Genomic DNA, 25439 nt, shown 5'->3' on the forward strand with positions numbered 1-25439 from the left:
TTACTCCTCGGCGTCCGGCTTGTCGGCATCCTTGTGCAGACGGTCTTCGGCGACTGCACGCTCGATCAGTGCCGACAGGTGGGCACCACGGCTAACGCTCTCGTCGAAGTGGAAATGCAGTTGTGGCACGCTGCGCAGCTGCATCACCCGGCCCAGGTGCAGGCGCAGGAAACTGGCGGCGCTGGTCAGGGCCTTGAGGGTTTGCGGCACCGCGTCGGCAGCTTCCTGGCCCATCACGGTGATGAACACCTTGGCGTGGCCCAGGTCACGGCTGACGTCTACGGCGGTGATGGTCACCAAGCCGACACGCGGGTCTTTGACTTCACGGCGGATCAGCTCGGACAGCTCACGCTGCATCTGATCGCCGATGCGTTGGGTACGGCTATATTCTTTTGCCATTCTTGCTACCTGTAACTTAAAGCGGCAAACGCCCGGTCAAGCTGTGGGCCTGACCGGGCGCTACCTACAGAGGCGCTGCCAACCGCCCTACTACGGGGGCTGGCAACGGGCTCACCCTTACAGGGTACGAGCCACCTGGACTTTCTCGAAGACTTCGATCTTGTCGCCGACCTTGACGTCGTTGTAGCTCTTGACGCCAATACCGCACTCCATGCCGTTACGCACTTCGGAGGCGTCGTCCTTGAAGCGACGCAGCGATTCGAGTTCGCCTTCGAAGATCACCACGTCCTCGCGCAGTACGCGGATCGGACGGTTGCGGTACACGGTACCCTCGATGACCATACAGCCAGCGATGGCACCGAACTTCGGCGAGCGGAACACGTCACGCACTTCGGCCACACCCAGGATGTTCTCGCGAACATCGCTGCCGAGCATGCCGGTCAGGGCCTTCTTGACGTCTTCGATGATGTCGTAGATCACGTTGTAGTAACGCATATCCAGACCTTCCTGCTCGACGATCTTGCGCGCACCGGCATCGGCACGCACGTTGAAGCCGAACAGCACCGCGTTCGAGGCCAGTGCCAGGTTGGCGTCGCTTTCGGTGATACCACCGACGCCGCCACCGATCACGCGTACCTGAACTTCGTCGTTGCCCAGGCTACCGAGCGAGCCCTGCAGCGCTTCGAGCGAACCACGCACATCGGTCTTGAGGACGATGTTGAGGGTCTTCTTCTCTTCCTGACCCATGGTCTCGAAGATGTTTTCCAGCTTGCCAGCGTGAGCACGGGCCAGCTTGACCTCGCGGTACTTGCCTTGACGGAACAGGGCCACTTCACGGGCCTTCTTCTCGTCAGCCACTACCGACAGCTCGTCACCGGCGTCCGGGGTGCCATCCAGGCCGAGGATCTCGACCGGGATCGACGGGCCAGCTTCCTTCACAGGCTTGCCGTTCTCGTCGAGCATGGCGCGCACGCGGCCATAGTTGGAGCCGACCAGGACCATGTCGCCCTGACGCAGGGTGCCGTCCTGAACCAGGATGGTGGCAACCGGGCCGCGGCCCTTGTCCAGGCGCGACTCGACCACGACACCACGGCCAGGCGCGGTTGGAGTGGCCTTGAGTTCAAGGATCTCGGCTTGCAGCAGGACCGCTTCGAGCAGCTCGTCGACACCGGTACCCATCTTCGCCGAAACCTTGACGAACGGAGTGTCACCACCCCAGTCCTCGGAGGTCACGCCTTCGACGGACAGTTCGTTGCGGATACGATCGAGGTCGGCACCCGGCTTGTCGATCTTGTTCACCGCGACCACCAGCGGTACGCCGGCAGCCTTGGCGTGCTGAACGGCTTCGCGGGTCTGCGGCATCACGCCGTCGTCCGCCGCCACCACCAGGATGACGATGTCGGTCGCCTTGGCACCACGGGCACGCATCTGGGTGAACGCAGCGTGACCAGGGGTGTCGAGGAAGGTGACCATGCCGCGGTCGGTTTCCACGTGGTAGGCACCGATGTGCTGGGTAATACCACCGGCTTCGCCTGCGGCAACCTTGGCACGACGGATGTAGTCGAGCAGCGAAGTCTTACCGTGGTCAACGTGACCCATGACGGTCACGACCGGCGCACGGGATTCGCTCACGCCTTCGAACTTCAGCGATTCGGCCAGCGAATCTTCGAGGGCGGTATCGCTGACCAAGGTGACCTTGTGGCCCAGTTCCTCGGCGACCAGCTGAGCGGTCTCCTGGTCCAGAACCTGGTTGATGGTCACCGGGGTGCCCAGCTTGAACATGAACTTGACGACTTCAGCGCCCTTGACCGACATCTGCTGTGCCAGGTCCGAAACGGTGATGGTCTCGCCGATGGTCACGTCACGGATGACTGGACCGGTCGGGTTCTGGAAGCCGTGCTGGTTGCGCTTCTTGGCTTTGCTCTTGCCACCGCGGCCACGACGGAAACCGTCGCTTTCTTCATCGGTGGTACGCGGCGCAGCGCGTGGAGTCGGAGCCTTTTCCTTCTCCTTGACCTTGACCTTGACCGACATGCGCGGCGCATCGCCGCGACCGGCGGCTGCCGGGCCACCACCGCGACGATCATCATCACGGCTGCGGCTTTCGTTGCGGCGGGTCTCGTCCTTCTTGCGCTCGGCAGCACGGGCTGCGGCGTCTTCGGACACCGGAGCCTCGACTACCGGAGCGGCAGGGGCAGGCGCAGGCTCGGCCTTCGGCGCAGGCGCAGCGGCCGGTGCTTCAGCCGCCTGACGGCGCGCCTGCTCTTCGGCACGCTGGCGAGCGTCGGCGTCAGCCTTCTCGCGCTCGGCGTTCTCGGTGGCGCGGCGCTCTTCCAGCTCGCGCTTCTGCTCGGCCTGGATCTCTTCCGGGCTGCGCTGCACGAATACTTTCTTCTTGCGTACTTCTACGCTGATGCTTTTGCTACCGGCGACACGCAGCGTGCTGGTGGTCTTGCGCTGCAAGGTAATCTTGCGCGGCTCTTCCGCCTTGCTTTTGTGGCTGCTCTTCAAATGAGTCAGCAGGGTCTGCTTCTCATTGTCGGTCACTACCTGACCGGCGTCGGTGTGCGGCAGACCTGCCTCACGCATCTGCTGCAGCAGGCGCTCTACCGGTGCCTCGACCTCTTGGGCCAGTTCTTTCACCGTGACTTGCGTCATGCACTTCTCTCCTCAGGCCGCGCCTAATTACTCGAACCAGTGGGCTCGGGCGGCCATGATCAACTTGCCGGCACGCTCTTCGTCGATGCCGTCGATGTCGAGCAGATCGTCGATCGACTGCTCGGCCAGGTCTTCGCGGTTAACCACGCCGCGCACCGCCAGTTCCGCCGCCAGGTCCTTGTCCATGCCCTCGAGAGAGAGCAGGTCTTCGGCCGGATGGGCGTCTGCCAGTTTTTCTTCGGTAGCGATGGCCTTGGTCAACAAGCGGTCCTTGGCACGAGCGCGCAGCTCATTGACGATGTCCTCGTCAAAGCCATCGATGTTGAGCATTTCTTCCAACGGTACGTAGGCAATTTCTTCGAGGCTGGTGAAGCCTTCGTCGACCAGCACTTGTGCCAGCTCCTCGTCGACTTCCAGTTCTTCGATGAAATTGCGCAGGATGTCGCCGGTTTCAGCCTGTTGCTTGGCCTGGATGTCCTTCTCGGTCATCACGTTCAAGGTCCAGGCCGTCAGCTGGCTAGCCAGACGAACGTTCTGACCGCCACGGCCAATCGCCTGGGCCAGATTGTCTTCGGCAACGGCGATGTCCATCGCATGGGCGTCCTCGTCAACGATAATCGCGGCAACCTCTGCCGGCGACATGGCGTTGATGACGAACTGCGCCGGGTTCTCGTCCCACAGGACGATATCCACACGCTCACCACCCAGCTCACCGGATACGGCCTGGACACGCGACCCCCGCATGCCGATGCAGGCGCCTTGCGGGTCAATGCGTTTGTCCTTGGAGCGGACGGCGATCTTGGCACGCGATCCCGGATCACGGGAAGCGGCCATGACTTCGATGAGACCTTCAGCGATTTCCGGCACTTCGATGCGGAACAGCTCGATCAGCATCTGTGGCGCGGTACGCGACAGGATCAGCTGCGGACCGCGGTTCTCGGTGCGGATTTCCTTGAGCAGCGCACGCAAGCGCACGCCGACACGGAAAGTCTCACGCGCAATGATGTCTTCACGGGCCAGCAACGCTTCGGCGTTGTTGCCCAGGTCGACGATGACGTTGTCGCGGGTGACCTTCTTCACGGTGCCGGAGATGATCTCGCCCACGCGTTCACGGTAGGCATCGACCACCTGGGCACGCTCGGCTTCGCGAACCTTCTGCACGATGACCTGCTTGGCGGTCTGGGCGGCGATACGACCGAATTCGATCGACTCGATCTTTTCTTCGATCACGTCGCCGATTTTGGCGTCCGGGTGGGTATCCTGGATCTTGGCCAGCCAGGTCTCGATCGCCGGATCATCCAGGTCGTTTTCGTCGACCACGGTCCAGCGACGGAAGGTCTCGTAGCTACCGGTGTGGCGGTTGATTTCCACACGCAGGTCGACTTCGTCTTCAAAACGTTTCTTGGTTGCAGTAGCCAGTGCCACTTCCAGCGCTTCGAAAATGACGCCGGGCGGTACACCTTTCTCGTTGGATACCGATTCAACAACCAGCAGTACTTCTTTGCTCATCGTACGCCTCGCCTTGCGCAAGCCATTGGACCCGAAACATCCGCCGGGCCCGGCACGTCTCAGTCAAAACTGGGAATAATATTGGCCTTGTCGATCGAATCGATCGGCAGCAGGAACTCGTTGTTGTCCACCTGGACCACCACATCCTGCTCCTCCACACCACGGAGAAGGCCCTGGAAGTTACGACGCCCTTCAAAAGGCGTGCGCAGCTTGATCTTCACTTGTTCGCCGGCATGCGAGGCAAACTGTTCCAGAGTGAACAGCGGGCGATCCATGCCTGGAGAGGACACCTCGAGGGTATATTCACTGCTGATCGGATCTTCCACATCCAGGATGGCGCTGGCCTGACGGCTGACCGCTTCGCAGTCGTCCACCAGAATGCCGTCTTCCTTATCGATATAGATGCGCAATACCGAATGTTTGCCCTGGGAAACGTATTCGATCCCCCAGCACTGATAGCCCAGCCCCTCGACCACCGGGGCCAACAAGGCCTGCAACTGTTCTAGCTTGCTCGACACCTGAACCCCCTCGTGCATGCTGTGCAAATAAAAAATGGGCCAAGCGCCCATCCCTGAAAGCGCCGTTGGACAACGGCGCCGAAAACTGTCGGCTAGCAAAAAGCCCCTGAAAAGGGGCTCTGCTGAAGCTGGTTGCGGGGGCTGGATTTGAACCAACGACCTTCGGGTTATGAGCCCGACGAGCTACCAAGCTGCTCCACCCCGCGACAAAGCTGGGGCGAAAGTATAAGACCGAACCCCCTACAGGGTCAATCTAACCTCCACCTGCAAGAAAGCCCGCTCAAAGCGGGCTTTCATGCTTCAATTGGTACCGAGAAGGGGACTCGAACCCCTACACCCTATGGGCACAACCACCTCAAGGTTGCGTGTCTACCAATTCCACCACCTCGGCAATACTACTTCTTGAAACCCGTTACTGCTGCTCTTTCGCCGGAGGAGGTACGTCACCGGATTGGGTGGCTTCGCTCTTCTGCTGCTGGAGCACCGGTACATCATCATTGACTGCCGGCTTTTGCTCTTTGACTTCCAGCACTGCTGGATCTGGCAGACCAGCTTGAGTGAGCTGGTGAGCCTGCTGCTTGGCGAAGTATCCTAACCCAAGTGCAGTCAAAAAGAAAGTGGCAGCAAGTATAGCAGTAACTTTACTCAAAAAGGTAGCGGAACCTTGGCTTCCGAACACAGTATTTGAAGCACCTGCGCCGAAAGATGCACCTGCTTCCGCACCTTTACCCTGTTGCAGCAGCACCATAACAACCAGCGCCAACGCCGCCAACAGATGAAAAACAACTACGACTGTTTCCAGCATTTGTTCAGTTTCCTGCGGCGCGACAAATTGCACCGAATTCGTCTGCGTTCAGGGACGCTCCACCAATGAGCCCCCCATCGATATCCGGCATGCCGAACAGTTCGGCCGCATTGGCCGCCTTCACGCTGCCGCCGTAGAGAAGCTGCACGTTACCGGCAACTTCGGCGTCCTGCGCTGCCAGCTGCTTACGGATGGCTGCATGCACATCCTGGGCTTGCTGGGGCGAGGCCGTCAAACCTGTACCGATGGCCCATACAGGCTCATAGGCAATTACTGCATTGGCAAAAGCCTTGATACCGAACGCGTCGATAACACTGCTTAGTTGACGCCCTACAACTTCTAGCGTCTTGCCTGCCTCACGCTCTTCGAGAGTTTCCCCTACACAGAGCACTGGCGTCAAACCACTTTTTTGTGCGGCTGCAAACTTGCGATTCAGCACTTCCTCGGTTTCACCAATAATCTGGCGACGCTCAGAGTGACCAATCAACACCAACTTACAACCGACTTCAGCCAACTGACTCGGTGCAACTTCACCTGTCAGCGCGCCCTCTTCGGGCAATACGGCAGAATTCTGTGCGCCTACGATGATTCCCTTGCCTTTGAGCCCATCGACAACTTCGCTGATGAACAAGGCCGGTGGAAACACCGCTACTTCGATACCGCCAGGAATGGGCATTTCGCCCAAGCCACGAGTGAGCTCAGCGACGCTGGCGCGGGTACCGTGCATTTTCCAGTTACCAGCTACCATGGGGCGACGCATGCTTTACCTCGTCGGTCAAAGTGGGCGCAGATCTTACCCAACCCGATCTGCGCTGGCAAGCCTCTTTCAGGCACAAACTTCCGCGACCAGTTTGGCCAGGGCTTCGGCATGGCCACGCACCTGGCTTTCGTCGTCACCCTCGACCATTACCCGCACCAGCGGCTCGGTCCCGGATTTGCGCAACAACACGCGCCCGCGGCCCGCCATGTCTTCGGTAGCCTGGGCACTGGCCTGCTTGACCCGCGGGTTTTCCAACGGATCGCTCTTGCCTGCCTCGAAGCGCACGTTGATCAGCACCTGCGGGCACTTGCGCACCCCCTGACGAGCCTGGGCCAGGGTATCGCCACGGCGCTTGAGCGCCATCAATACCTGCAACGCGGCGATGATCGCATCGCCCGTGGTGGTGTGGTTGCAGCACACCACATGCCCAGAATTCTCGCCACCCAGCAACCACTCACGCTCGAGCAGCTCGGCCATCACATAGCGATCGCCTACCTTGGCACGCACGAACGGGATATCCAGCTCCTTGAATGCCAGCTCCAGGCCCAGGTTGCTCATCAACGTGCCGACCACGCCGCCCTGCAACTTGCCACGGTCGTGCAGGTCGCGGCCGATGATGTACAGCAGTTCGTCGCCGTCGACGATAGCGCCGGTGTGATCGACCATCAGCACCCGATCGCCATCGCCATCGAAGGCGATACCAAGGTCAGCATGCCCCACCAACACGGCGGCTTGCAGGGATTCGATATGGGTCGAGCCACAGTTCTCGTTGATGTTCAGCCCATCAGGCGCGGCATTGAGCACCGTGACCTGGGCACCCAGCTCGCGAAACACGCTCGGGGCGACCTTGTAGGTCGCGCCATGGGCACAGTCCACGACGATCTTCAGGCCTTCGAAATTAGTACTGGTAGGCACGCTGCTCTTGCAGAACTCGATGTAGCGACCGGCGGCATCGTTGATACGCGAAACCTTGCCCAGCTTGCTCGACTCGACCACATTCATCGGCTGGTCGAGCAGTTCCTCGATCATCAGCTCGACTTCGTCGGGCAGCTTGGTGCCATTCCCGGAGAAGAACTTGATGCCGTTGTCATCGTGCGGGTTGTGCGAAGCACTGATGACGATACCGGCCTCGGCATGGAAGGTCCGGGTGAGGTAGGCGATGGCAGGTGTCGGCATCGGGCCGAGCAGCATCACGTCGGCGCCTGCTGCGGACAAGCCCGCCTCCAGGGCGGACTCGAACATGTAGCCGGAAATTCGCGTGTCCTTGCCCACCAGTACGCGGCAATTGCCTTGCTTGCGGAAGGCCATGCCTGCGGCCCAGCCGAGTTTCAGCATGAAGTCCGGGGTGATGGGGTACTGGCCAACGCGGCCACGGATACCATCGGTGCCAAAGTATTTTCTGCTCATAGGAACTCCAGTGTTCTTATTCGGCGCCCTGCACCGCTGCGATCATGCGCACCACGTCGGCGGTTTCGGCCACGTCGTGCACGCGCAGGATGCTGGCACCCTTGGTCATGGCCAGCGCCGCCAGGGCTAGGCTGCCATAAAGGCGCTGGTCGACCGGGCGATTCAAGGTGAGACCGATCATGCTCTTGCGCGAGACACCCACCAGCAGCGGCCGTCCGAGTCGATAGAGCGACTCCATGTGCTTGAACAAGCTCAGGTTATGCGCCAGGTTCTTGGCAAACCCGAAACCCGGGTCGAGGATGATGCGCTCGGCAGCAATGCCAGCCGCCGCACAGGCAGCGATGCGCTGTTCCAGATAGCGCCCCACCTCGACGGTCACGTCATCGTAATGCGGGTCGTCCTGCATGTTACCCGGCTCGCCACGCATGTGCATCAGACACACCGGCAGGCCGGTATCGGCTGCCGCATCCAGCGCACCGTCACGCTCCAAGGCCCGCACGTCATTGATCAAGCCGGCACCGAGGCGGGCCGACTCACGCATGACTGCGGGCGTCGAGGTATCGACGGAGATGATCACATCCAGGCGACTGTTGATCGCCTCGACGATAGGCGCGACGCGTTCGAGTTCCTCGATAGGGGACACTGCCCGCGCGCCCGGGCGGGTTGACTCGCCCCCCACATCGATCAGCGTGGCGCCCGCCTCGACCATCGCCTCGGCGTGCCGCAGGGCTTCGTCACGCTGACTGAAGCGCCCACCATCGGAGAACGAGTCGGGGGTGATGTTGAGAATACCCATGACGTGGGTACGGGACAAATCAAGAACCCGGCTGCCGCAAGGCAACCGGGTCGGGTACTGCTGAAAGGTCATAGATGCCCTTAGTGTTGAGCCGCTGGACCGCCGATCGGCGACTCCGGACGATCACCCTCAGAAGCCTGATTGCCAGAAGTGCCGGCATCATTGTCCCAGTCGCGCGGCTCGCGTGGCGTGCGGCCCGCCATGATGTCGTCGATCTGGTCGGCATCGATGGTTTCGTACTTCATCAAGGCATCGGCCATCGCGTCGAGCTTGTCACGATTGTCCGTGAGGATCTGCTTGGCGGTGGCGTAGCACTGATCGATGATCGCGCGCACTTCCGAGTCGATCAGCTTGGCGGTCTCGCCGGATACACTGGCGTGCTGGCTAGCAGCACTGCGACCGAGGAACACTTCACCCTCTTCCTCTGCGTACATCAGCGGACCGAGTTTCTCGGACAGGCCCCATTTGGTGACCATGTTCCGGGCAATCTGGCTGGCGCGCATGATGTCGTTGGAAGCACCGGTGGTGACGCCATCGAAGCCCAGGGTCATTTCTTCGGCGATACGGCCGCCGTACAACGAGCAGATCTGGCTGATCAACGCACGCTTGGAGAGGCTGTAGCGATCTTCCTCGGGCAGGAACATGGTCACACCCAGGGCGCGACCACGCGGGATGATCGACACCTTGTAGACCGGGTCGTGCTCGGGAACGATGCGACCGACGATGGCATGACCGGCTTCATGGTAAGCTGTGTTCTGCTTTTCTTTCTCGGACATGACCATGGTCTTGCGCTCGGCGCCCATCATGATCTTGTCCTTGGCCAGCTCGAACTCCTTCATTTCCACCAGGCGCTTGCTTGCGCGGGCGGCGAACAGCGACGCTTCGTTGACCAGGTTGGCCAGGTCAGCACCGGAGAAGCCAGGCGTACCACGAGCAATCACAGCAGCGTTGACGTTCTCGCCAATCGGGACCTTACGCATGTGGACCTTGAGGATCTGCTCGCGACCACGGATATCCGGCAGGCCAACCACCACCTGGCGGTCGAAACGGCCTGGACGCAACAGCGCTGGGTCGAGCACGTCCGGGCGGTTGGTCGCGGCGATGACGATGATGCCATCGTTCATCTCGAAGCCATCCATTTCGACCAGCAGCTGGTTGAGGGTCTGCTCGCGCTCGTCGTGACCACCACCCATGCCGGCGCCACGGTGGCGACCAACGGCGTCGATCTCGTCAATGAAGATGATGCACGGTGCGTGCTTTTTAGCCTGCTCGAACATGTCGCGCACACGGCTGGCACCGACACCAACGAACATTTCAACGAAGTCGGAGCCGGAAATGGTGAAGAACGGCACCTTGGCTTCGCCAGCGATGGCCTTGGCCAGCAGGGTCTTACCGGTACCGGGCGGGCCGACCATCAGCACGCCACGCGGAATACGCCCGCCCAGGCGCTGGAACTTGCCAGGATCGCGCAGGAACTCGACCAGCTCGCCGACTTCTTCCTTGGCTTCGTCGCAACCGGCAACATCTGCCAGGGTCGTCTTGACCTGGTCTTCGGAGAGCAGGCGCGCCTTGCTCTTGCCGAAGCTCATCGGGCCACCCTTGCCGCCGGCACCACCCTGCATCTGGCGCATGAAGAACATGAACACGGCGATAATCACGAGGATCGGGAAGCTTGCCACCAGCAGTTGCGTCCAGATGCTCTGCTGCTCAGGCTGCTTGCCTTCGACGGTAACGTGATTGTCGACCAGGTCGCCGATCAGGCCGTTGTCGGTGATGGCAGGACGCACGGTCTTGAAGTTGTCACCGTCGGTGCGCTTGCCGGTAATGATGTAGCCGTCGACGGTCACGCGCTCGACCTTGCCATCCTTGACCTGCTGGATGAAGTCGGAGTAGTTGAGGGTCTGCGGCTCGTTAGGGCTGGAGAAGTTGTTCATCACCGTCACCAGGACGGCGGCGATGATCAACCACAGGATCAGATTCTTTGCCATGTCGTTCAATTCGCTACCCTCTGAGGCCGGCGCACGACGCAGCCGTGCCTCGCATGATATTCATCGCCCTAACTTACTACATTACCTACGCAGCCGCAGGCACCGTCTGTAACCCTTTGTGAAAGCTAGACTACACGAAGTTCGGACGATCCTGACGCGGCAGCCGATTGGAAATAACTATCGGGCGCCCCGCAAAACCGCTTACACCCCTTTGAAACCGCGGGCCAGCAGGTACTGTTCGCGGGAGCGGTCCCGCGAAGACGACGGCTTGCGCATCTGCACCTTGTCGAACTTGCCCCGTACCTCCTTGAGGTACACATCGAAACCTTCACCCTGGAAGATCTTGATCAGGAAGTCGCCACCAGGGCGCAGTACACGGGTTGCCAGGTCGAGCGCGAGCTCGCAAAGGAACATCGCCCGCGGTATGTCCACTGCGGGCGTACCACTCATATTGGGGGCCATGTCGGAAATCACAAGGTCCACGTGCGAATCGCCCACCGCCTGGAGAATCTGGGCGAGCACTTCGTCCTGGGTAAAATCGCCCTGGATGAAGGTCACGTCGGCGATTGCGTCCATCTCCAGGATGTCAGAGGCAATCAAACGGCCCTGCCCACCAATCAGACGACTGGTCACCTGGGACCACCCCCCAGGCGCGGCGCCGAGGTCGATCACGCTCATGCCAGGACGGATCAGCCTGTCCTTTTCCTGGATCTCCAGGAGCTTGTAGCTGGCGCGCGAACGGTAGCCGTCCTTCTGCGCCTGTTTGACGAAGGGGTCGTTGAAATGCTCGCGCAGCCAGTTTGCGCTGCTTTTGGAACGTTGTACCACGGGGCACCTCGATGATATGCGTCGTGATTGACTGGGCGGAGCCACAGGCCCTCGGGTAAAATGCCCGTCAATTTTACAGAATCAGACGAAAAGGGTCAGATTATGCCGCTCAACAACGAGCAGAAGAAGCAATACAAGTCCATTGGTCATGACCTGAAACCGGTTCTGATCGTCGCGGGCAATGGTTTGAACGAAGGCGTCGTCGCCGAACTGGAACGGGCGCTGGTCGATCACGAGCTGATCAAGGTCGAAATCCGTTCCGAAGACCGTGAAGAGCGCGCTGCCGCGATTGCCGAACTGTGCAAGGTCGGCCGCGCCGAGCTGGTGCAGACCATCGGCAAGAAAGCGCTGATCTACCGCAAGAACCCACAGCCGAACAAACAGCTGTCCAATATCCACCGTTACAAGTAACGGACACGCTCCCTGTAGGAGCGGCCTTGTGCCGCGAGAGGGCCGCCAAGCGGCCCCGGCTGCATCTACTGCAAGGCTGACTTTCGCGGCGCAAGGCCGCTCCTACAAGGGTCGCGTCAAGTCTGGACTAGCGCCGCGCCCTGACCGGGACCGGCTGGGCCACCAGCACGATGCCGGAGAAGCCCAACACCAGGAAGCAGAACATCTGCCAACGCTCCCCTACGGAAATCCCGTAGCGCAGCGTGTAGTACCCGACACAGGCACCAAAGCCAAGCAACAGCATCTGGCCGCGAAATTGCCGCCACCAGGCCGTCAGGCCATCGACCCTCGCCAATACCGCCAGCTGAGTCAATAGCCCGAGCATCGCCACGCCGATCAACCAGCGGTCGATCTGCGCGGCCACGTCATGCACCAGCAACGGTGCAAGACCACTGACTTTCAGCGCCGGCACCAGCCCCACGTGGAACACCCAAAGGCCGCCGACCCAGAACACCTGGGCCAGCTGCCAGAGGATACCCTCGAGCGAAGGCGCCCGCAGGCGTCGGTCAGATGTGCTTGACTTCGACAATCTCGTACTCGACCGTGCCGCTTGGCGTCTTGACGACAACGGTATCGCCCTCTTCCTTGCCAATGATGGCGCGTGCGATTGGCGCACTGGCCGAGAGCTTGCCTTTCTTGATGTCAGCCTCGTCCTCGCCAACGATCTGGTAGGTCACCTGCTCGCCCGTCTCGGTGTTTTCCAGGTCCACGGTGGTCCCGAAAATCACTTTGCCGGTGTGCGCGATGGTGGTGACGTCGATCACCACCGAGTTCTGCAGACGGCCTTCGATATCGCGGATACGCGCCTCGACCATGCCCTGCTCCTCACGGGCGGCATGGTACTCGGCGTTTTCCTTGAGATCGCCCAGCTCGCGGGCTTCACCAATCGCCTGGCTCAGGCGCGGGCGTTCGGTCTTGCTCAGGAACAGATGCTCTTCTTCCAGGGCGCGCGCGCCCTGGACGGTCATCGGGTACTTGGTAATGCTCATGCTTTGAGTCCTGCATGCAGATCTTGAAGGCGACGAACGGTCTTCTCAGGACCGAACTTCAGCGCTTCGCAGATGGCTTCACCGGCCGCAATGGTGGTGGTGCAGTAAATCTTGTGTTGCAGCGCATTGCGGCGAATCGAGTACGAGTCGGCGATCGACTGGCGGCCTTCGGTGGTGTTGATGATCAACGACACTTCGTCGTTCTTGATCATGTCAACCACATGCGGACGACCTTCGGTCACCTTGTTCACACGACGCACTTTCAGGCCGGCCGCTTCGATCACCTTGGCGGTGCCAGCCGTGGCGACTACTTCGAAGCCCAGGGCGATCAGGTCGCGGGCAACGCCAGCCACTTGTGGCTTGTCGTCGTCACGCACGCTGATGAACGCAGTGCCGCCGCTTGGCAGAACTTCGCTGGCCCCCATCTGGGCCTTGGCGAACGCTTCACCGAAGCTGTCGCCCACACCCATGACTTCACCGGTGGATTTCATCTCAGGGCCGAGGATCGGGTCAACACCTGGGAACTTGGCGAACGGGAAGACGGCTTCCTTGACGCTGTAGAAGTTCGGGATGATTTCCTGGGTGAAGCCCAGTTCCTTCAGGGTTTTGCCAGCCATGACGCGCGCGGCGATCATCGCCAGCGAGGTGCCGATGCACTTGGAGACGAATGGCACGGTACGCGAGGCGCGCGGGTTGACTTCGATCACGTAGATCTTGTCGCCCTGCAAGGCCAGCTGCACGTTCATCAGACCGACAACGCCCAGCTCCAGGGCCATCTTCTTGACCTGGACGCGGACTTCGTCCTGCACCTGCTGGCTCAGCGAATAAGGCGGCAGCGAGCATGCCGAGTCACCGGAGTGAACACCGGCCTGCTCGATGTGCTGCATGATCGCGCCGATCACCACGTCGGTGCCGTCGCTGACCGCATCCACGTCCATCTCGATGGCGCAGTTGAGGAAGTGGTCGAGCAGGACCGGGCTGTCGTTGGAGACCTGGACCGCTTCACGCAGGTAGCGCTTGAGTTCGTCCAACTCGTAGACGATCTCCATGGCGCGACCACCGAGCACGTACGACGGGCGCACCACCAGCGGGTAGCCGATGCCGCCTGCGGCATTGATGGCCTCTTCTTCGCTGCGCACGGTGGCGTTTGGCGGCTGCAGCAGGTTCAGGCGCTGCACCATCTGCTGGAAACGCTCGCGGTCTTCGGCGCGGTCGATAGCGTCTGGGCTGGTGCCGATGATCGGTACGCCGGCTTCTTCCAGGGCGCGAGCCAGTTTCAGCGGGGTCTGGCCGCCGTAATGGACGATCACGCCCTTCGGCTTCTCGACGCGGCAGACTTCCAGCACGTCTTCCAGGGTCAGCGGCTCGAAGTACAGGCGGTCGGAGGTGTCGTAGTCGGTGGAGACGGTTTCCGGGTTGCAGTTGACCATGATGGTCTCGTAACCGTCTTCACGCAGCGCCAGGGCTGCGTGCACGCAGCAGTAGTCGAACTCGATGCCTTGGCCGATACGGTTCGGGCCGCCACCCAGGATCATGATCTTGTCGCGGGTCGACGGGTTGGCCTCGCACTCTTCCTCATAGGTGGAGTAGAGGTAGGCGGTGTCGGTGGCGAACTCGGCCGCGCAGGTGTCGACGCGCTTGTAGACCGGGAACACTTCCAGCTTGTGGCGGTGGCGACGCAGGTTCTTGTCGGTGATGCCGAGCAGCTTGGCCAGGCGCTGGTCCGAGAAGCCCTTGCGCTTGAGGCGCAGCATGTAGTCCTTGTCGATCGCCGACAGGGCCAGGGTCTTGACCTTCTCTTCTTCCTTGATCAGATCTTCCATCTGCACCAGGAACCACAGGTCGATACCGGTCAGTTCGAAGATCGCTTCGATGGTCATGCCCGAACGGATGGCATCGGCGACATACCAGATACGCTCGGCGCCCGGCACGGTCAGTTCGCGCTTGAGGATGCTGGCGGCTTCCGGGTTGGCCAGGTCGACTTTCGGGTCCAGGCCGCAGGCACCGACTTCCAGACCGCGCAGGGCTTTCTGCAGGGACTCCTGGAAGGTCCGGCCGATGGCCATGACTTCACCGACGGATTTCATCTGGGTGGTCAGGCGGGCGTCGGCCTTGGGGAATTTCTCGAAGGCGAAGCGTGGCAGCTTGGTGACGACGTAGTCGATCGAAGGCTCGAAGGACGCCGGGGTACGGCCGCCGGTGATGTCGTTCTGCAGCTCGTCGAGGGTGTAGCCGACCGCCAGCTTGGCAGCGATCTTGGCAATCGGGAAGCCGGTGGCTTTCGATGCCAGGGCGGACGAACGCGATACACGCGGGTTCATCTCGATCACGACCATGCGACCAGTGTTCGGGCAGATACCGAACTGCACGTTGGAGCCACCGGTCTCGACACCGATCTCACGCAGCACCGCCAGCGAGGCGTTGCGCATGATCTGGTATTCCTTGTCGGTGAGCGTCTGTGCCGGCGCCACGGTGATCGAGTCACCAGTGTGCACGCCCATCGGGTCGAAGTTCTCGATGGAGCAGACGATGATGCAGTTGTCCTTCTTGTCGCGGACCACCTCCATCTCGTATTCCTTCCAGCCGATCAGCGATTCGTCGATCAGCAGTTCCTTGGTCGGCGACAGGTCCAGACCGCGGGCGCAGATTTCTTCGAATTCTTCACGGTTGTAGGCGATACCACCACCGGTGCCGCCCATGGTGAAGGACGGACGGATGATGCACGGGAAGCCGAGCTTCTCGAGGACCGCATTGGCCTCTTCCATGCTGTGGGCGATACCGGAGCGCGGGCACTCCAGGCCGATGTCCTTCATGGCCTTGTCGAAGCGCGAGCGGTCTTCGGCCTTGTCGATGGTGTCGGCATTGGCACCGATCATTTCGACGCCGAACTTTTCCAGAACGCCGTGGCGCTCCAGGTCCAGGGCGCAGTTCAGCGCGGTCTGGCCACCCATGGTCGGCAGGACAGCGTCTGGACGCTCTTTCTCGATGATCTTGGCCACCGACTGCCACTTGATCGGCTCGATGTAGGTGGCATCGGCCATGGCCGGGTCGGTCATGATGGTGGCCGGGTTGGAGTTCACCAGGATGACGCGGAAACCCTCCTCACGCAGGGCTTTGCAAGCCTGGGCGCCGGAGTAGTCGAATTCGCAGGCCTGGCCGATCACGATCGGGCCAGCGCCAAGAATCAGGATGCTTTTAATGTCTGTACGTTTTGGCATGGTTGTCACTCAAATCCGCGGGTCAGTCGGCAAGCCGTCTTGAACAATCTGGGTCAGGCGCTTCCGGGCGCGGCGTGGGCCGCCCCGGGGCCTTGATGCAGGATGCTCAGCGGCGCTTGGCCATGGCATCGATGAAACGATCGAACAGTGGCGCGACGTCGGTCGGGCCTGGGCTCGCTTCAGGGTGGCCCTGGAAGCTGAACGCGCTCTTGTCGGTACGCTCGATACCCTGCAGGGTGCCGTCGAACAGCGACTTGTGGATGGCGCGGACATTGCCCGGCAGGGTGGCTTCGTCGACAGCGAAACCGTGGTTCTGGCTGGTGATCATGACCACGCCGGTGTCCAGGTCCTGGACCGGGTGGTTAGCACCGTGGTGGCCGTGACCCATTTTCATGGTCTTGGCGCCGGAGGCCAGGGCCAACAGCTGGTGACCCAGGCAGATACCGAAGACCGGAATGTCGGTCTCGAGCACGTCCTTGATCGCCTGGATCGCGTAGTCGCACGGCTCGGGGTCACCAGGGCCGTTGGACAGGAACACGCCGTCCGGATTCAGCGCCAGCACTTCGCTGGCTGGCGTCTGAGCCGGCACCACGGTCACGCGGCAGCCACGGGCAACCAGCATGCGCAGGATGTTCAGCTTGACGCCGTAGTCGTAGGCAACGACGTGGTATGGCAGATCGGCAGCGTCGATGGTCGGGTGGCTGTCGGTTTTCAGCTCCCACACGCTGGAGCGCCACTCGTAGCGCTCCTTGGTGGAGACGACCTTGGCCAGGTCCATGCCCTTGAGGCCCGGGAAGGCGCGCGCAGCGGCGATGGCGGCTTCTTCGGTGATGTCGTCACCGGCCAGGATGCAGCCGTTCTGAGCGCCCTTCTCACGCAGGATACGGGTCAGGCGACGCGTATCGATGCCCGCGATGGCAACCACGTTATTGGCCTTCAGGTACTCCGGCAGCGACTGGGTGTTACGCCAGTTGCTGGCCAGCAGCGGCAGGTCACGAATGACCAGGCCGGCGGACCAGACACGGTTCGACTCGGCGTCTTCCGGCGTGGTGCCGGTGTTGCCGATGTGCGGGTAGGTCAGGGTGACGATCTGCTGCGAATAGGAAGGGTCTGTAAGGATTTCCTGGTAGCCGGTCATAGCGGTGTTGAATACCACCTCACCAACGGTCTGACCGTCGGCACCGATGGCTTCACCGCGGAAAATACTGCCGTCGGCAAGGGCGAGTATGGCTGGCTTTGTCAAGAAGACCTCCCGTAAATCAAGCATGAAAGGGCGATCGCAGGTTGCAAAAAAGCGGAGTGACGTATGGACACGTCACCCCGCTTTCATGTGCTGAATTCAATTCGCTGCGCGCTTTTAGTGGACACACTAAAGCTGTAGCTTACAGAAAAGTGCCTTTTGGGTCTACCGCATATGTGTCTCTAAAACACATGAATGCGACAGGCCTGCGCGACATGCCCCTGTAGGAGCGGCCAGCCTTGTGTCGCGAAAGGGCTGCGAAGCAGCCCCGGCAATCTTGCGTGATGCGCAAATCCTGGGACCGCTACGCGCTCCCTTCGCGGCACAAGGCCGCTCCTACAGGGGCTGCGCAGCAAGGCGGCATCAGTGCAGCTCAAGCACATCCTGCATGTCATACAGCGCAGGCTCACGCCCCTCCAGCCACAGCGCAGCACGCACCGCACCCTTGGCGAAGGTCATGCGGCTGGAAGCCTTATGGGTGATCTCCACGCGCTCGCCTTCGGCAGCGAACAGCACGGTATGATCACCCACAACGTCGCCCGCCCGCACCGTAGCGAAGCCGATGGTCTGCCGTTCACGAGCACCCGTCTGCCCCTCACGACCATAGACCGCCACTTCACGCAGGTCACGCCCCAGCGCCTGGGCCACCACTTCCCCCATGCGCAGGGCCGTGCCCGATGGCGCATCGACCTTGTGCCGGTGATGCGCTTCGAGAATCTCGATGTCCACCTCATCACCCAGCACACGGGCAGCGGTATCCAGCAGCTTCAGGCACAGGTTGACGCCCACGCTGAAGTTGGCCGCGAAGACGATCGGGATCTCCTTGCCCGCCTCCACCAGCAACTGCTTCTCTTCGGCACTGAAACCGGTGGTACCGATGACCATCGCCTTGCCAGCCTTGCGGCAGAACGCGAGGTTTTTCAGGGTGACCGACGGGTGCGTGAAATCGATCAGCACGTCGAATTCCTCGACCACCTTGGCCAGATCATCGACAATCGGCACGCCGATTCGCCCAAGACCTGCCAGCTCACCGGCGTCAGCACCTACCAGGGTGCTGTCGGGGCGATGAATGGCGGCGGTCAGGCCGGCCTTCGGCGCCTGCTGCTGAACCGCCTCGATCAGCACCTTGCCCATGCGCCCGGCGGCGCCCATCACTGCAATACGTCGCATAGCCTGTTCCTTGTCAAAGATCGCCGAAGAAGCGCTTCACGCCTTCGAACCAGCCACTGGCCTTGGGCGAGTGGGAACTGTCGCCATCCAGCGAATCGCGCAGCTCTTCGAGCAACTCGCGCTGGCGACGGCTGAGGTTGACCGGCGTTTCGACCGCAACGCGGCACAGCAGGTCGCCTGCACCGCCGCCACGCACCGGCGCCACACCCTTGCCGCGCAGACGGAACTGCTTGCCGGTCTGGGTGCCTTCGGGAATTTTCAGTTTCACGCGGCCATCGAGCGTCGGTACTTCCAACTCGCCACCCAAGGCTGCGTCGGTGTAGCTAATCGGCACTTCACAGTACAGGTGCTTGCCGTCGCGCTGGAAGATCGCGTGCTCACGCACACTGATGACCACGTACAAGTCGCCGGTCGGGCCACCCTGGGCACCCGCCTCGCCTTCACCGGACAAGCGAATGCGGTCGCCAGTATCGACACCCGCTGGCACCTTGACCGAGAGGGTCTTGTATTCCTCGACACGACCTTCACCGTGGCACGACGTGCACGGGTCGGTGATGATCTTGCCCTGGCCATGGCAGCGCGGGCAGGTCTGTTGCACCGAGAAGAAGCCTTGCTGCATGCGCACCTGGCCGATACCGCCACAGGTCGGGCACGTGGAAGGCGTGGAGCCTTTCTTGGCGCCGGAGCCATCGCACGGCTTGCAGTTGACCAGCGTAGGTACGCGGATGCTGACCGTCGTACCGCGCACAGCCTCTTCGAGGTTCAGCTCAAGGGTGTAGCGCAGGTCGCTGCCACGCTGGGCACCACCGCGCGAACCACCGCGACCACCACCGAAGAAATCGCTGAACACATCACCGAAAATATCGGAGAAGTTGGCACCGCCGAAGCCAGCACCGCCGCCACCCATACTTGGGTCGACACCGGCGTGACCGTATTGGTCGTAAGCGGAGCGCTTGCCCGCGTCAGACAGCACTTCGTAGGCCTCGTTGGCCTCCTTGAACTTGTCTTCGGACTCTTTATCGCCCGGGTTGCGGTCCGGGTGGTACTTCATCGCCAGACGGCGGTAGGCCTTCTTGAGGTCGCCCTCGCTGGCGCCGCGCTCGACACCCAGCACCTCATAAAAATCACGTTTGGACATAGGTCATTTGCACTCTTGGGGTGTTTGGCACCGGCGCGCAGCTGTCGCGCCGTGCCGCCAACACCTGCCGCCATACGCGAATGCGCCCAGACAGATGCTGTAAAAATTCTCGTGTTCCAGACACGCCAACGCGGGAGCAAGCCCCCGCGCGGCGACATCCTACCAGTTCAGCGGCAAATGCCACTGAACTGGCCGACAACAGGCAGGGATTACTGCTTGTTGTTGTCTTTCACTTCTTCGAACTCGGCGTCAACCACGTCGTCGTGCTTGGCTTCAGGCTCGGCCTGCTGGGCGCCGCCCTGCGGCTGCTCAGCCTGTTGCTCGGCGTACATCTTCTGGGCAACCGGCGCCGAGACCTTGGACAGCTCCTCGACCTTGGCGTCGATGGTGGCCTTGTCATCGCCTTTGACAGCGGCTTCCAGGGCAACCACAGCCGCTTCGATCGCGGTTTTCTCTTCAGCAGTGACCTTGTCACCGGCATCAGCGACCATTTTGCGGGTCGAGTGAACCAGCGCGTCACCCTGGTTACGAGCAGCAGCCAGTTCTTCGAACTTGCGGTCTTCCTCGGCGTTGGCCTCGGCGTCACGCACCATGCGCTCGATTTCCTCGTCCGACAGACCGGAGTTGGCCTTGATCACGATCGACTGCGACTTGCCGGTGGCCTTGTCCTTCGCGCTGACGTGCAGGATGCCGTTGGCGTCGATGTCGAAGGTTACTTCGATCTGTGGCACACCGCGCGGCGCTGGCGGAATGTCAGCCAGGTCGAACTTGCCCAGCGACTTGTTCTGCGCCGCTTGCTTGCGCTCGCCTTGCAGCACGTGAATGGTCACGGCGCCCTGATTGTCGTCAGCGGTCGAGAACACCTGCGACTTCTTGGTCGGGATGGTGGTGTTCTTCTCGATCAGCGGGGTCATCACGCCGCCCATGGTTTCGATACCCAGGGTCAGCGGGCTGACGTCCAGCAGCAGTACGTCTTTCACATCACCGGCCAGAACGGCGCCTTGGATGGCAGCACCCATGGCGACGGCTTCGTCCGGGTTGACGTCTTTGCGGGCTTCTTTACCGAAGAAGTCAGCCACGGCCTTCTGCACCATCGGCATACGGGTCTGGCCACCGACCAGGATCACGTCGTCGATCTTGCTGGCGTCGATGCCGGCGTCTTTCAGGGCGATGCGGCAAGGCTCGATGGTGCGCTGAACCAGGTCTTCGACCAGCGACTCCAGCTTGGCGCGGGAGATCTTCACGTTCAGGTGCTTCGGACCGGTTGCATCAGCAGTGATGTACGGCAGGTTGACGTCGGTGGACTGGGCCGAGGACAGCTCGATCTTGGCTTTTTCAGCGGCTTCTTTCAGGCGCTGCAGGGCTAGAGGATCGTTCTTCAGGTCCATGCCGGACTCTTTCTTGAACTCGTCCACGAGGTAGTCGATCAGGCGCATGTCGAAGTCTTCGCCACCCAGGAAGGTGTCGCCGTTGGTGGCCAGTACTTCGAACTGGTGCTCACCGTCGACTTCGGCAATTTCGATGACCGAAACGTCGAAAGTACCACCACCGAGGTCATAGACGATGATGGTGTGGTCGCCCTTGGCCTTGTCCATACCATAGGCCAGTGCAGCGGCGGTCGGCTCGTTGATGATTCGCTTGACGTCCAGACCGGCGATGCGACCGGCGTCCTTGGTGGCCTGACGCTGGCTGTCGTTGAAGTAGGCCGGCACGGTGATGACCGCTTCGGTGACCGACTCACCGAGGTAGTCTTCGGCGGTCTTCTTCATTTTCTTCAGCACTTCGGCGCTGATCTGCGGCGGTGCCATGTCCTTGCCGCTGGCTTGAACCCAAGCGTCACCGTTGCTGGCCTTGACGATTTTGTAAGGCACCAGCTTGATGTCTTTCTGTACGACGTCTTCTTCGAAACGACGACCGATCAGACGCTTGACCGCGAACAAGGTGTTGTGCGGGTTGGTCACAGCCTGACGCTTGGCCGACTGACCGACCAGAATCTCGCCATCGTTGGCGTAGGCGATGATCGAAGGGGTGGTACGCGCGCCTTCGGCGTTCTCGATGACCTTGACCTTGCCGTCTTCCAGGATGGAGACGCACGAGTTGGTGGTCCCCAGGTCGATACCGATGATTTTGCCCATGTTAACTCTCCCGAAACTTGAATGTGTTCACAGCGGCGTCACTGGCCAACTGCGGTAATACTTGAAGGCTTGACACCTAGATGGGGATGCCCGAAAGGATTTCAAGCCTTTTCATCGATAGAAGGCTGCGGCGCCGCAGGCGCCTTGCTGACCACCACCATCGCGGGGCGCAGCAGACGACCGCTGAGCAGGTAGCCCTTCTGGAACACGTTCAGCACGCTGTTCGGCTCGACCTCGGCGTTTTCCTGCATGGCCATGGCCTGGTGATGCTCGGGGTTGAACGGCTGACCATGGGGGTCGATGGCTTCGAGGTTGTAGCGCTTGAGGGTGTCCTGGAACATCTTCAGGGTCAGTTCGACACCTTCACGGATTTTCTTCACGTTCTCGTCGTCGGCGCTGGAGTGGGCCAGGGCCAGCTCAAGGCTGTCGATGACCGGCAGCAGGTCGCCCGCAAACTTCTCCAGGGCGAACTTGTGGGCCTTCTCGACATCCTGCTCGGCACGCCGACGGGTGTTCTGCAGGTCGGCGGCGGCGCGCAGGGACTGATCCTTGGCCGCGGCCAGCTGCTCCTCGAGCTCCAGAACGCGAGCATCGGCAGTGCCGGCACCGGCTTCTTCGGCATTCAGGTTCTTCTCATCCAGCTGTTCGTCAGCCATCGGGTTTCTCCTTCGCAATTTCTGGGGTGCGGGCCACGCCCGCCATGTCTTGCCGGCTATATGGGGTCGGAAAAACCAGCTTCAAGGGGGCAAGTGCATTTCCATATTCGCCCGACGGGCATTGTCAGCCAACTGCAAACCACTGTATAAATAACCAGACCCAAGCTTCCGGGAGCCGCCCTCATGCTGCTGCACCTGTCCATTCGCAACTACGCCATCGTCGAACACCTCGACCTCGAACTCGCCCGCGGCATGTCGGTAATCACCGGCGAAACCGGGGCCGGCAAGTCGATCATGCTCGACGCCCTGGGCCTGGCCCTGGGCGATCGCGCCGACAGCGGCGTAGTGCGGCCCGGCGCAGACAAGGCGGACATCCTCGCCACGTTCGACCTGATCGACATCCCCGAGGCCCATACCTGGCTCGCCGAGCGCGACCTCGAAAGCGACGGCCCGTGCATCCTGCGCCGAGTCATCACCGCCGAGGGCCGCAGCCGCGGCTACATCAACGGCACGCCCTGCCCGCTGGGCGACCTCAAGGCACTGGGCGAACTGCTGATCGACATCCACAGCCAGCACGAGCACCAGTCGCTGCTGAAAACCGACACGCACCGCCGCCTGCTGGACGAATACGCTGGCGCCATTGACCTGGCCCGCCAGGTACAACTGGCCGCCAAGCGCTGGAACCAGACGCGCCAGGAGCTCGAGCGCCTGAGCAACGCTGGCGACGAGCAACGCGCTCGTCACCAGTTGCTGAGCTACCAGCTCGAAGAACTGGACAACCTCGGCCTGGGTGAAAACGAGCTGGAGCAACTCGAGCAAGAGCACAAGAACCTGACCAATGCCGAGGCATTGTTCGGCATCTGCCGCCAGGTCATCGACCAGTGCAGCGAAAGCGATTCGGGGAACGTGCTCAGCGCACTGACTGTCAGCCTCAATCGCCTGACTGCCGTCAGCAACGCCCCCAAGGCCCTGCACGAGGCCGTCAATCTGATCGCCAGCGCGCAAATCCAAATCGAGGAGGCCGTAGGCGAACTCAACCGCTTCCTCGACCATTTCGATGCCGACCCACTGCGCCTGCAGGCCCTTGAAGAGCGGCTCGACACCCTCTACACGCTGGCCCGTAAACACCGCGTCCACCCCACCGAGCTGCCCCACCTGCAACAACAGTTGATGGAGGAGCTAGAAGGGCTGAACGCCAGCGACGAGTCCCTCGAACGACTCGGCGAAGAGCTGAAAGCCTTTGCGCAGCACTATAAAGAGAAGGCAACCGAGCTGAGCGCCCTGCGCCAACAGGCCGCGACGCAACTGGCCAGCGCGGTCGAACTGGAGATCCAGCGCCTGGGCATGCCCGGCGGACGCTTCTGCATCGCGCTTTCGCCTTTCAACAACGACGAACTCTCACCCCACGGCCTGGAGCAGATCGAACTGCTGGTCAGCGCCAACCCCGGCCAACCCCTCAAGGGGCTGGCCAAGGTGGCATCGGGGGGCGAGCTGTCACGCATCAGCCTGGCGATTCAGGTGATCACCGCACAGACCTCACGCATTCCCACCCTGGTGTTCGACGAAGTGGACGTGGGCATCGGCGGACCCACCGCCGAAATCGTCGGCCAGTTACTGCGCCGACTCGGCGAGCGCGGCCAGGTACTCACCGTCACCCACCTGCCCCAAGTCGCCGCACAGGGCCATCATCACCTGTTCGTGCATAAAGTGCGCAACAGCGACACCACCCACACGGCGGTGGCCAACCTGGGCAAACGCGAGCGCGTCGAGGAAGTGGCACGCATGCTCGGCGGCATCGACCTGACCAAGGAATCCCTGGCCCATGCGCGCAAGATGGTAGTCAGCAGCAAGGCTTGAGACTGACCGCACTCCCTGTAGGAGATCACCCAGCCCTTTGGGCTGCGCTGTCGCGCAGAGAACTGATTTCGCAAGCGCTCCGCGTACCCTGTGGGAGCGGCGGTTCGGCGCCCCGACTTGCCCGCGAAGTAGGCGACTCGGTGTATGGCACCGGCTTTGCCGGTGTTCGCGGTGGTCCGGCACTCCGGCAAGCCCGCTCCCACAGATTTCTTCTAAATCAACAAGTTATGTGTAGTTCTATGAGAGCGGCCTTGTGCCGCGAAAGGGCTGCGAAGCGGCCCCAGGATTTTGGCGCTATCCAAGATCGTCGGGGCGGCTTCGCAGCCCTTTCCGGCCGATCCAGCGCACCGGCACAGCCGCCCACAGGGGAATGCGTTTTTCAGGCACAAAGCACAAAGGCGACCCGAAGGTCGCCTTTGTCATTCATAACGATCGAAATCGTTACTTTTTCTTGCGCACGTAGAGGACCAGGTTGTGGTCCACCAACTCGTAGCCGTGCTCGGCCACGATTTCCTTCTGGCGCTTCTCGATCTCGGTGTCGACGAACTCGATCACTTCGCCGCTATCCACGTTGACCATGTGGTCGTGATGACCACCGTCAGCCAGTTCGAATACCGCATGACCGCCGTCGAAGTTGTGGCGAACCACCAGACCCGCAGCCTCGAATTGGGTCAGTACGCGATACACGGTCGCCAGACCGACGTCCTCGCCAGCCTCCATCAGCGCCTTGTAGACGTCCTCGGCACTCATGTGACGCTGCTCGGCAGAGTCGAGCATCTGAAGAATCTTGACTCGAGGCAGGGTCACCTTGAGGCCGGCTTTGCGTAATTCGCTATTTTCAACCATGGTCAGCTTTCTCGCCGATGCTGCTTCGCAGCTTCTCTTAATACGGGTATGATCGGGGTTTACGTTGTCCAG

The 25439-nt window shown here is 61.4% G+C and carries 21 protein-coding genes and 2 tRNA genes; 2 read left to right on the forward strand and 21 right to left on the reverse strand.

All coding sequences use genetic code 11. The features are described 5' to 3' along the window. From rbfA to rlmE, 12 genes are all read right to left on the reverse strand, one after another. Entirely contained in the window at positions 1-399 is a 399-nt protein-coding gene (gene rbfA, locus FEM01_RS21445; RefSeq protein WP_138221465.1) for a 30S ribosome-binding factor RbfA, read from the reverse strand. Between the two features lie 117 nt (positions 400-516). Next, entirely contained in the window at positions 517-3057 is a 2541-nt protein-coding gene (gene infB, locus FEM01_RS21450) for a translation initiation factor IF-2 (protein ID WP_138221466.1), read from the reverse strand. A gap of 27 nt (positions 3058-3084) precedes the next feature. Continuing rightward, on the reverse strand, positions 3085-4566 hold the full coding sequence (gene nusA, locus FEM01_RS21455) for a transcription termination factor NusA (protein WP_138221467.1): 1482 nt from the start codon (positions 4564-4566) through the stop codon (positions 3085-3087). Between the two features lie 59 nt (positions 4567-4625). Beyond that, the gene (rimP, locus tag FEM01_RS21460) at positions 4626-5084 is read right to left on the reverse strand and encodes a ribosome maturation factor RimP (protein WP_171031009.1); all 459 of its coding nucleotides are present in this window, start codon (positions 5082-5084) and stop codon (positions 4626-4628) included. Between the two features lie 129 nt (positions 5085-5213). Further along, positions 5214-5290 (reverse strand) — tRNA-Met (locus tag FEM01_RS21465). Positions 5291-5389: 99 nt separating this feature from the next. Continuing rightward, a tRNA-Leu gene (locus FEM01_RS21470) sits at positions 5390-5475 on the reverse strand. A gap of 21 nt (positions 5476-5496) precedes the next feature. Then, a complete protein-coding gene (gene secG, locus FEM01_RS21475; protein WP_138221468.1) occupies positions 5497-5889 on the reverse strand; it encodes a preprotein translocase subunit SecG in 393 nt (130 codons plus the stop codon). A gap of 4 nt (positions 5890-5893) precedes the next feature. Next, the gene (tpiA, locus tag FEM01_RS21480) at positions 5894-6649 is read right to left on the reverse strand and encodes a triose-phosphate isomerase (RefSeq protein WP_138221469.1); all 756 of its coding nucleotides are present in this window, start codon (positions 6647-6649) and stop codon (positions 5894-5896) included. A 66-nt stretch (positions 6650-6715) separates the two neighbouring features. Beyond that, positions 6716-8056 carry a phosphoglucosamine mutase gene (gene glmM / locus FEM01_RS21485; RefSeq protein ID WP_138221470.1) on the reverse strand — a complete coding sequence of 447 codons (1341 nt, stop codon included), beginning with the start codon at positions 8054-8056 and terminating at the stop codon, positions 6716-6718. A gap of 16 nt (positions 8057-8072) precedes the next feature. Next, on the reverse strand, positions 8073-8924 hold the full coding sequence (gene folP / locus FEM01_RS21490) for a dihydropteroate synthase (protein WP_138221471.1): 852 nt from the start codon (positions 8922-8924) through the stop codon (positions 8073-8075). An 8-nt stretch (positions 8925-8932) separates the two neighbouring features. Then, the gene (gene ftsH / locus FEM01_RS21495; protein WP_138221472.1) at positions 8933-10840 is read right to left on the reverse strand and encodes an ATP-dependent zinc metalloprotease FtsH; all 1908 of its coding nucleotides are present in this window, start codon (positions 10838-10840) and stop codon (positions 8933-8935) included. Between the two features lie 201 nt (positions 10841-11041). Then, the gene (rlmE, locus tag FEM01_RS21500; RefSeq protein WP_138221473.1) at positions 11042-11668 is read right to left on the reverse strand and encodes a 23S rRNA (uridine(2552)-2'-O)-methyltransferase RlmE; all 627 of its coding nucleotides are present in this window, start codon (positions 11666-11668) and stop codon (positions 11042-11044) included. A gap of 102 nt (positions 11669-11770) precedes the next feature. Here rlmE and FEM01_RS21505 point away from each other — a divergent pair, with 102 nt between their 5' ends. Then, positions 11771-12079 carry a YhbY family RNA-binding protein gene (locus FEM01_RS21505; protein WP_138221474.1) on the forward strand — a complete coding sequence of 103 codons (309 nt, stop codon included), beginning with the start codon at positions 11771-11773 and terminating at the stop codon, positions 12077-12079. Positions 12080-12206: 127 nt separating this feature from the next. Here the strand turns inward: FEM01_RS21505 and FEM01_RS21510 are convergent, their stop codons facing one another. From FEM01_RS21510 to grpE, 8 genes are all read right to left on the reverse strand, one after another. After that, the gene (locus FEM01_RS21510; RefSeq protein WP_138221475.1) at positions 12207-12647 is read right to left on the reverse strand and encodes an MFS transporter; all 441 of its coding nucleotides are present in this window, start codon (positions 12645-12647) and stop codon (positions 12207-12209) included. Next, positions 12625-13107 carry a transcription elongation factor GreA gene (greA, locus tag FEM01_RS21515; protein WP_171031007.1) on the reverse strand — a complete coding sequence of 161 codons (483 nt, stop codon included), beginning with the start codon at positions 13105-13107 and terminating at the stop codon, positions 12625-12627. Before greA ends, FEM01_RS21510 begins: the two co-directional genes overlap by 23 nt. After that, positions 13104-16325 (reverse strand): carbamoyl-phosphate synthase large subunit, encoded by a 3222-nt coding sequence (carB, locus tag FEM01_RS21520; RefSeq protein WP_138221476.1) that lies wholly within the window; start codon positions 16323-16325, stop codon positions 13104-13106. The genes greA and carB overlap by 4 nt, the downstream gene beginning before the upstream one ends. A 106-nt stretch (positions 16326-16431) precedes the next feature. Continuing rightward, on the reverse strand, positions 16432-17568 hold the full coding sequence (gene carA, locus FEM01_RS21525; RefSeq protein ID WP_138221477.1) for a glutamine-hydrolyzing carbamoyl-phosphate synthase small subunit: 1137 nt from the start codon (positions 17566-17568) through the stop codon (positions 16432-16434). Positions 17569-17928: 360 nt separating this feature from the next. After that, positions 17929-18735 carry a 4-hydroxy-tetrahydrodipicolinate reductase gene (gene dapB / locus FEM01_RS21530; RefSeq protein ID WP_138221478.1) on the reverse strand — a complete coding sequence of 269 codons (807 nt, stop codon included), beginning with the start codon at positions 18733-18735 and terminating at the stop codon, positions 17929-17931. Between the two features lie 13 nt (positions 18736-18748). Continuing rightward, on the reverse strand, positions 18749-19873 hold the full coding sequence (gene dnaJ / locus FEM01_RS21535) for a molecular chaperone DnaJ (RefSeq protein ID WP_138221479.1): 1125 nt from the start codon (positions 19871-19873) through the stop codon (positions 18749-18751). Positions 19874-20082: 209 nt separating this feature from the next. Continuing rightward, complete coding sequence (gene dnaK, locus FEM01_RS21540; RefSeq protein WP_138221480.1) at positions 20083-22008, reverse strand: molecular chaperone DnaK; 1926 nt, start codon at positions 22006-22008, stop codon at positions 20083-20085. A gap of 101 nt (positions 22009-22109) precedes the next feature. Then, complete coding sequence (grpE, locus tag FEM01_RS21545) at positions 22110-22664, reverse strand: nucleotide exchange factor GrpE (RefSeq protein WP_138221481.1); 555 nt, start codon at positions 22662-22664, stop codon at positions 22110-22112. A 183-nt stretch (positions 22665-22847) separates the two neighbouring features. On the opposite strand from grpE, the gene recN reads away from it, so the two are divergent. Further along, positions 22848-24521, forward strand: a complete 1674-nt coding sequence (recN, locus tag FEM01_RS21550) for a DNA repair protein RecN (protein WP_138221482.1) — start codon at positions 22848-22850, stop codon at positions 24519-24521. 441 nt (positions 24522-24962) lie between these two features. Here recN and fur read toward each other — a convergent pair whose 3' ends face one another. Next, on the reverse strand, positions 24963-25367 hold the full coding sequence (gene fur, locus FEM01_RS21560; RefSeq protein ID WP_138221484.1) for a ferric iron uptake transcriptional regulator: 405 nt from the start codon (positions 25365-25367) through the stop codon (positions 24963-24965). Positions 25368-25439: the final 72 nt, after the last annotated feature.

The organism is Pseudomonas mosselii, from assembly GCF_005796105.1.
Classification (GTDB): domain Bacteria; phylum Pseudomonadota; class Gammaproteobacteria; order Pseudomonadales; family Pseudomonadaceae; genus Aquipseudomonas; species Aquipseudomonas mosselii_C.

Coding starts and splice junctions, on each gene's coding strand:
- rbfA (WP_138221465.1), bottom strand. CDS start 399: ATGGCAAAAGAATATAGCCGTACCCAACGCATCGGCGATCAGATGCAG.
- grpE (WP_138221481.1), bottom strand. CDS start 22,664: ATGGCTGACGAACAGCTGGATGAGAAGAACCTGAATGCCGAAGAAGCC.
- fur (WP_138221484.1), bottom strand. CDS start 25,367: ATGGTTGAAAATAGCGAATTACGCAAAGCCGGCCTCAAGGTGACCCTG.
- recN (WP_138221482.1), top strand. CDS start 22,848: ATGCTGCTGCACCTGTCCATTCGCAACTACGCCATCGTCGAACACCTC.
- greA (WP_171031007.1), bottom strand. CDS start 13,107: ATGAGCATTACCAAGTACCCGATGACCGTCCAGGGCGCGCGCGCCCTG.
- secG (WP_138221468.1), bottom strand. CDS start 5,889: ATGCTGGAAACAGTCGTAGTTGTTTTTCATCTGTTGGCGGCGTTGGCG.
- glmM (WP_138221470.1), bottom strand. CDS start 8,056: ATGAGCAGAAAATACTTTGGCACCGATGGTATCCGTGGCCGCGTTGGC.
- carB (WP_138221476.1), bottom strand. CDS start 16,325: ATGCCAAAACGTACAGACATTAAAAGCATCCTGATTCTTGGCGCTGGC.
- nusA (WP_138221467.1), bottom strand. CDS start 4,566: ATGAGCAAAGAAGTACTGCTGGTTGTTGAATCGGTATCCAACGAGAAA.
- dapB (WP_138221478.1), bottom strand. CDS start 18,735: ATGCGACGTATTGCAGTGATGGGCGCCGCCGGGCGCATGGGCAAGGTG.
- FEM01_RS21505 (WP_138221474.1), top strand. CDS start 11,771: ATGCCGCTCAACAACGAGCAGAAGAAGCAATACAAGTCCATTGGTCAT.
- dnaK (WP_138221480.1), bottom strand. CDS start 22,008: ATGGGCAAAATCATCGGTATCGACCTGGGGACCACCAACTCGTGCGTC.
- ftsH (WP_138221472.1), bottom strand. CDS start 10,840: ATGGCAAAGAATCTGATCCTGTGGTTGATCATCGCCGCCGTCCTGGTG.
- tpiA (WP_138221469.1), bottom strand. CDS start 6,649: ATGCGTCGCCCCATGGTAGCTGGTAACTGGAAAATGCACGGTACCCGC.
- folP (WP_138221471.1), bottom strand. CDS start 8,924: ATGACCTTTCAGCAGTACCCGACCCGGTTGCCTTGCGGCAGCCGGGTT.
- dnaJ (WP_138221479.1), bottom strand. CDS start 19,873: ATGTCCAAACGTGATTTTTATGAGGTGCTGGGTGTCGAGCGCGGCGCC.
- infB (WP_138221466.1), bottom strand. CDS start 3,057: ATGACGCAAGTCACGGTGAAAGAACTGGCCCAAGAGGTCGAGGCACCG.